This is a genomic window from Streptomyces glaucescens (genome assembly GCF_002154375.1).
GTDB classification, from domain to species: Bacteria; Actinomycetota; Actinomycetes; order Streptomycetales; family Streptomycetaceae; genus Streptomyces; species Streptomyces glaucescens.
The window spans coordinates 1-501 of sequence record NZ_MUND01001107.1; the positions used below are offsets into that span (position 1 = coordinate 1).

Genomic DNA, 501 nt, shown 5'->3' on the forward strand with positions numbered 1-501 from the left:
CTGAGCGACCGACAGCTCCGGTTCCCAGGTCGCCTCCTCGGCCCTCAGCGCGTCGGCCAGCATGCGGTGTGCCGCCGCGGCGGTCCGGGCGGCCAGGAACTCCAGGGCCGCCGGGTCGATCCCCGGAGCGGGTGCGGCCTCCGCGTCCAGCGACGGCGGCAGTCCGGGCTGCTCGGGCAGGGCGGGCAGGGCGGGCAGCGGCGGCAGGATGTCGCCGGCGGCGTACGCCTCCGCGGCGTCCACCCCGGCCGCTGGCTCCTCCAGCGATTCCGTGGACGCCGACCTGGTCGCTCGTGCGGTGCCGCGCGCCTGGAGGTCGTCGAGGAGCGCCCGTTCGCCGCGCCCCCGCAACAGCAGCAGGACGAAGGGGTCCTCGTCCAGGAGCCGTGCCATCTGATAGCAGAGCGCGGTCGTGTGCCCGCAGTGGTCCCAGTCGTCGCAGTCGCAGGTCGGGCGGAGATCGCCCAGACCCGGCAGCAGTTCGATGCCCGCCACCGCCGC

The 501-nt window shown here is 75.8% G+C and carries 1 pseudogene; it reads right to left on the reverse strand.

Annotated features, from left to right (window positions below):
- Positions 1-501, reverse strand: a pseudogene (locus tag CCN42_RS40905) (SWF or SNF family helicase); the annotation flags it as partial.